7 protein-coding genes are annotated in these 5,977 nt (G+C 61.8%); 2 read left to right on the forward strand and 5 right to left on the reverse strand.

Translation table 11 applies throughout. From position 1 onward, the window contains the following. The 5 genes from A3764_RS15505 to A3764_RS15525 form a co-directional block, all read right to left on the reverse strand. Window positions 1-400 (reverse strand): aspartate/glutamate racemase family protein (locus A3764_RS15505; protein ID WP_236628215.1); only part of this gene is annotated, 400 nt, incomplete at its 3' end. A 15-nt stretch (window positions 401-415) separates the two neighbouring features. Next, on the reverse strand, window positions 416-1,696 hold the full coding sequence (locus tag A3764_RS15510) for a TRAP transporter large permease (protein WP_067925701.1): 1,281 nt from the start codon (window positions 1,694-1,696) through the stop codon (window positions 416-418). Then, complete coding sequence (locus A3764_RS15515; protein ID WP_067925704.1) at window positions 1,693-2,232, reverse strand: TRAP transporter small permease; 540 nt, start codon at window positions 2,230-2,232, stop codon at window positions 1,693-1,695. Before A3764_RS15515 ends, A3764_RS15510 begins: the two co-directional genes overlap by 4 nt. Further along, window positions 2,229-3,215, reverse strand: coding sequence for a TRAP transporter substrate-binding protein (locus A3764_RS15520; RefSeq protein WP_067925707.1), 987 nt, complete (start codon window positions 3,213-3,215; stop codon window positions 2,229-2,231). Before A3764_RS15520 ends, A3764_RS15515 begins: the two co-directional genes overlap by 4 nt. Before the next feature lie 261 nt (window positions 3,216-3,476). Beyond that, the gene (locus A3764_RS15525) at window positions 3,477-4,355 is read right to left on the reverse strand and encodes a LysR family transcriptional regulator (protein WP_067925710.1); all 879 of its coding nucleotides are present in this window, start codon (window positions 4,353-4,355) and stop codon (window positions 3,477-3,479) included. Between the two features lie 83 nt (window positions 4,356-4,438). Between A3764_RS15525 and A3764_RS15530 the strand changes: the two genes are divergently transcribed. Next, complete coding sequence (locus A3764_RS15530; protein ID WP_067922831.1) at window positions 4,439-5,233, forward strand: phytanoyl-CoA dioxygenase family protein; 795 nt, start codon at window positions 4,439-4,441, stop codon at window positions 5,231-5,233. Window positions 5,234-5,337: 104 nt separating this feature from the next. After that, window positions 5,338-5,977: MFS transporter (locus A3764_RS15535; RefSeq protein WP_150122214.1), on the forward strand; the 640-nt coding region annotated here is incomplete at its 3' end.

Consider the following 5,977-nt stretch of genomic DNA (forward strand, 5'->3'; position numbering starts at 1 on the left):
CCAGCCGATGCCAATCCACGCATTCCTGATACCAAGGGCCCAGAGCCTGCGCGAAAGTTACGACCGAGAACTTTCCGCCCAGCATACACGCGGTCAGCATCCCCGCCTCTGCCAGTCCGACCACCGGCATGTCGTAAAGTTCCCGAGCGGCACCAAGGCCCGGATCGCCGAAGGCGGCGACGATGGCGGCATCGTAGTCGGCGTGTTTTTCTGCCAATATTTCCAACACCGAAACAGCGCCGATCACGGCTTCGGTCCGGGTCGAGATATAGGGAACACCCACCTCGGCGGTCACGCTGTCCAGCGTCGCGTCAGGGGGCAGGACCGAACGCGCCGCCTCATCCAGAAGATCTGTCAGTGTTTGGGTCGTGTTGGGGTTGATCAGAAGAATTTTCATCATTTTCTCTTTACTCGATCAGTAGCCAAGCAGCCGGGGAAGCCAGGTGACGATGCCGGGGAACAAAAGGCACAGGACGAGCACGGCATACTGGACGGCGACATAGGGCCAGACGTTCCGGATCAGGTCCCCCATCGCGACACGGGTAATCCCGCTCATCACGAAGAGGACCACGCCGACGGGCGGTGTCATCATTCCGATCACAAGGTTGAACACGAACAGGAACCCGAACAGCAGCGGGTCGATACCGAAGGCGCTGGCCACCGGGGCGAAAAGCGGGACAAGCATGATGTAGGCGGCGTTCGATTCAATGAACATGCCCACCGCGATCAGGAAGGTCATGACAAGGACGAGGAACACCATCGGGTTCTGGCTGACCGACTGCAGGAAATCAGCCATCATCGCGGGCACCATGTCGATCGTGAAAAGGAAGGTCACACCCGCAGCAAAGGCGATAAGAGCACCCACCATAGCAGCCCCGATGGCCGCCTGGAACAGCGCCGGGGCCAGATCGCTCAGCTTCAGTTCCCGGGTCACGAAAAATCCGACGATCACCGCATAGGCCACGGCGATGCCCGCCCCTTCGGTCGGGGTAAAGACGCCGCCCACGATCCCGCCGACGACAACCACCGGCATGGCAAGCACGGGCAGCGCGCGATAAGCCTCTACAAAAGCGGTGCGTATCGAAAACGGATCACCGGTCAGCTTGAACCCGCGCCGGACCGACAAAAGCGATGCCACGGCCATGAAGCCGATTGTCAGCAGGATACCCGGCACCACCCCGGCCATGAACAGCCCGCCCACGGATACCGTGGACCCGGCCATCAGCGCATAGACGATCATCGCGTTGGACGGCGGGATGATCGCGCCGAGGTTGGCAGCGGACGCCACCACCGCGCTGGAATAGCCGTCGTCATAGGTCTTGCGCATCGCGGGAACGAGGGTCGACCCCAGCGCCGAGGCCGAGGCGACAGCGGCGCCCGAGACCGCGGCCAGCATCATGCCCGCGACGATGGCCACATGCGCCAGCCCCCCATGAAGCCGCCCGACCAGCGCATTGGCGAAATCGATCATCCGCTTCATGATGCCGGCCCGGACCATCAGTTCGCCCGCAAGCATGAAAAGCGGGATCGCCATCAGCGGGAAACTGTCGACCGCGTGCATCATCCTTTGCGGCAGAACGCTGAGTTCGATGCCCCCCGCCAGAAGACCACCCAACGACGCGAGACCCAGCGCGAAGGCCAGCGGCATGCCCAAAAGCGCGAAGGTGAAGAAGATAACGATGACGGCAAGTGTCATAGCGATGCCTCATGGCTCCAGGTTTCGCGCCCGCCCCATGCCAGCAGCAGCAGGTGGAACACGCTGTGAACGGCGGCGAGCAGGACGGCAACGTAATAGACGGCGGCGGTCAGGTTCAGCGTCGGCATCATCTCGGGCCAGGTGTAGACGGTGACTTGCCAGGCGAACCAGAAGATCACCCCCATCAGCACCGCAGAGAGTATGGCCGAGAGACGAAAGAGCCTTTCCTGCCAGACATCCGAAAACACGACCACGAGCGCGTCGATACCCACATGGACGCCCCGGCGAATGCCATGCGGTATCGCGAGGAAGATCGCCCAGACAAAGGCGAGGCGCGCGACCTCTTCGGACCAGTCTATCGCCGCCGAAAACGCGTAGCGAAAAACCACCTGCGTCACGACGAGCACCGTCATCACCGCCATGGCACCGATCACCGCGAAACTTGTGACGTGATCCAGATGCTCCAGCGCGCGGCGGGCCCGCACGAAGGCCGACCGCCCCTTGGGGACGGCCGGTGTCGCGGCGGCGGCGCTCATTTCGCGGCCGCCTCCTCAAGTACGAGGTCGATGAGATCGCCACCGATGCGCTCTTTCAGCTCACCGATCACAGGCTGGCTGCGCTCCCGCAGGGCGGCCCTTGTCTCATCGCTCAGCGGGGTAAAGGTCATGCCCCCGTCGATGAGCGCCTGACGGGAGGCCTCGTCCTCTGTTGCCGCTGTCTCACGCTGCCAGGCAATCGCTTCGGCAGCCGCTTCGCGCACCGCGTTCTGCTGGTCTTCGGGCAGGCGGTCGAACTTGCGCTTGTTCGCGACCAGCACGATGTAGTCGAAGAAATGCCCGCTGTCCGACAGGTAGGTCTGCACCTCGTTGAAGTTGCGCGATGCGATGATGGCAAAGGGGTTTTCCTGACCGTCCAGCACGCCCTGCTGCAGTGCGGAATAGACTTCGGAAATACCCATCGATACCGGATTGGCACCGACCGCGCGGAAGGTGGCGAGGTGGGTCTCGTTCGGCTGCAGGCGGATCTTGAGGCCTTCGAAATCCTCTACCGTCTCGATCGGGCGGACAGAGTTCGTCACGTTGCGCGAGCCCAGTTCCATCCAGCCCAGCGGGACAAAGCCGCGTTCCGCCAGCTTTTCCTCAAGCACCTCGCCCGCTGCACCGTCGATGACGCGGAAGGCGGTTTCACGGTCCGGGTAGGCAAAGGGCAACGAAACCGCTTCGAGCTCCGGAACCGTGCGCGACAGATAGGCCGATCCGATCCATGTGCCGAAGACCACGCCGGAGCGCACCTGATCCACGTTCTCCTTCGCGCCGCCAAGCTGCATGGCCGGGAATGTTTCCACGGTCAGGGCGCCCCCGGTCTTTTCGGCGACGGCCTCGGCAAATCTTTCCATGGCGACCGAGCTGGAATGTTCGACGGGGAAATTGCCGGCCAGCCGCAGGGTTTCTGCCATGGTCGGAAACGCGGCGGTCAAGGACAGGATCGCAGCACTGCCCCATGCGAAAATTGGTTTCATCGATTTTCTCCCATTTGAGTGAACGAAGGTCCGAACGGACGATGCTGGCCTGTGAAGTTGCACTCCGATTCCCGGCTTTGGGCAGGGTTGCGCCAAAAGGGCCTCAAATCAAGATGATTTTTTATAAAAAATTAGAAAACGTACAAGATTATGATAATACGTATTTATAATTGTGGTTTTAGCGCCGGTTTGACTAGGGAATGAGGCGTCCTGCCCGCGTTCGGCGGTCGCACCCGGGTAGATCGCCTGAACTCCCGCCCTTTACGGCAAGCCCGACAGGCAATCGAGGAGTGCAGCGAAACCCTCGCACTCCTGCCGGTGCTCTGACCAGATCAGGCTGATATCGGCCTTTGCCTCCGGGGTGACGATCGGAAGGGTCACAAGCGGTTTGCCATCATAGCTCGTATCGCCGGGGGGATAGGTATAGCTGACGCCGATCCCCGTTCCATGGGCGGCCATCGAACGCATCACTTCGAGTGAGGCGACCCTGCTGCAGATGTCCGGCGCGATCTGCATCCGTTCGAAGAGCTCATTCATGAACCCTTCGGACTGGCCTTCCCTGAATAGGATCACGGAACGGTCGATCAGATCGGTCAGTTCCAGCCGCGTTTCTGTTGCCAGCGGGTGGTCGGTCGACAGGAACGCCACGGGGCTCACCTGCCTCAACCTGCGTCGTCTGAATTTGCCCGCGAAGCCGACGTCGTATGAAATCGCCACATCCATACGCCCGGTGGTCAGCGCGTCGGCGATATCGGTAAACCTTCCCTCACGCCCCTCGATGCGCAGATCGGTAAAACGGCTTTTCAATCGGTCGAGGGCGGGCGCCAGATACCATGGCGCGATGTCCTCGAAACACCCCAGCACGAAGGGCGTCGCAGCCGCATCCTCCTGTTCGATCCGGCTGGCCAGTTCCAGCACCCCCCGCGCCTTGGCGAGAACGCGGTGGCCGAACGGTGTGATCTCGATCGCGGCGCCCTTCCCGCGCAGGAAGATGGGCTGGCCCAGTCGCCGTTCTACCCGGGTGATGGCAACGGACAAAGACGGCTGCGACACGTGCAACAGCTGGGCCGCGCGGGTCAGGCTTTTCGTATCGGCGACCCCGACGAGGTATTCGTATTGGCGCAGAGTTATATATAGCATCACACTAATAATATTATCGTTAGATATTATTAGACGTTAAATCCTACCTCCCGTATCACCGGTGGCAAAGGAGGATCCAGCCCATGCATGCACTTCTCAGTCAGGACCACATCGACAGTTTCCAGCGCGACGGCGTCGTTCTGATCAAGGGCCTGTTCGCCGATCACGTGGATACCATCCGCAACGGGATAGAGCGGAACATGCACGACCCCGGCCCCTATGCGGCCGAGAACCTGAAAGAAGGCGAAGGCGGGCGGTTCTTCGACGATTACTGCAACTGGACCCGCATCCCCGAGTTCGAGGAGGTGATCCGCAATTCCCCCGCCGCCGAGGTCGCCGCCGATCTGATGCAATCGAACCGCGTGCAGGTTTTCCATGATCACGTGCTGGTCAAGGAACCGGGCACCTCGAAGGCGACGCCGTGGCATCAGGACGGGCCCTATTACTTCGTGGAGGGCAGGCAGAACGTCAGCTTCTGGTCGCCGATGGACCCGGTCAAGGGCGCGAGCCTGCGCTGCGTCGCGGGAAGCCACGCGTGGGAAAAGCCGGTACTGCCGACCCGCTGGCTGGCGGAGACGAGCTTTTACCCGAACGAGGACGATTACATGGCCGTGCCCGACCCCGATGCCGAAGGCATGGAGGTCAAGGAGTGGGAGATGGAGCCGGGCGATGCCGTCGCCTTTCACTATGGCACGCTGCACGGCGCCCGGGGCAATACCACCGAAACGCGCCGCCGCGCCTTTTCGCTGCGCCTGCTTGGCGATGACGCGCGGTACGTGGAACGCCCGGGCCCGACATCCCCACCGTTTCCGGGCCATGACATGACGCCGGGGCAGGTTTTGCGCGAAGACTGGTTTCCGGTTATCTATCAACGCTAGGTTAGCCCGGGTTTCGAACACTAGGTTCCGCAGCCCGGGCTTCCCCGGAAATCCGAAGGTGCATCGCCCTGTCGCGCATGCGCCATCATAGAAAGGCACCTTCGATGACGCAGCCACAGCAAACGTCGTCGCTGGTGTCGATCGTGACGATCCTGATCTGTGCCGCCTTGCTCTTTGCCGGGAACGGGCTGTTTCAGACCCTGTTGCCCATCCGGGCGGGGCAGGAAGGATATTCCGCCGCGCTGATCGGTTTGTTGGGCACCGCCTATTTCGGGGGCTTCACCCTTGGGTGTTTCATCGGGCCCAAGCTGATCCGCGCGGTGGGGCATGTACGCGTTTTTGCCGGATTGACCGCCTTGCTCACCGCGACCATCCTCGCGTTCCCGCTCTATATCGATCCGCTGATCTGGGGCCTGCTGCGGGTGGTGAGCGGGGCCTGTCTGGCGGTCTTGTACATCGTGGCCGAAAGCTGGCTGAACGATGCCTCCTCCAACACCAACCGGGGGCGCATTCTGTCGGCCTATATCGTGGTCAGCAATATCGTGACGATGATCGGACAACTGCTGGTCAACGCGTCGGACACGCTGGAAGTCACGCTTTTTCTGATCGTGGCGATCCTGATCTGCCTCTCCATCGTCCCGCTGAGCCTTACGCCCACCCCGGCCCCGACGCCTGTGCCTTCGGCCCGGCTCGACCTGCGCAAGCTTTACGCGGTGTCGCCGGTCGGGGCGGTCGGGTGTTTTC

The organism is Sulfitobacter sp. HI0129 (assembly GCF_001635395.1).
Lineage (GTDB): Bacteria > Pseudomonadota > Alphaproteobacteria > Rhodobacterales > Rhodobacteraceae > Sulfitobacter.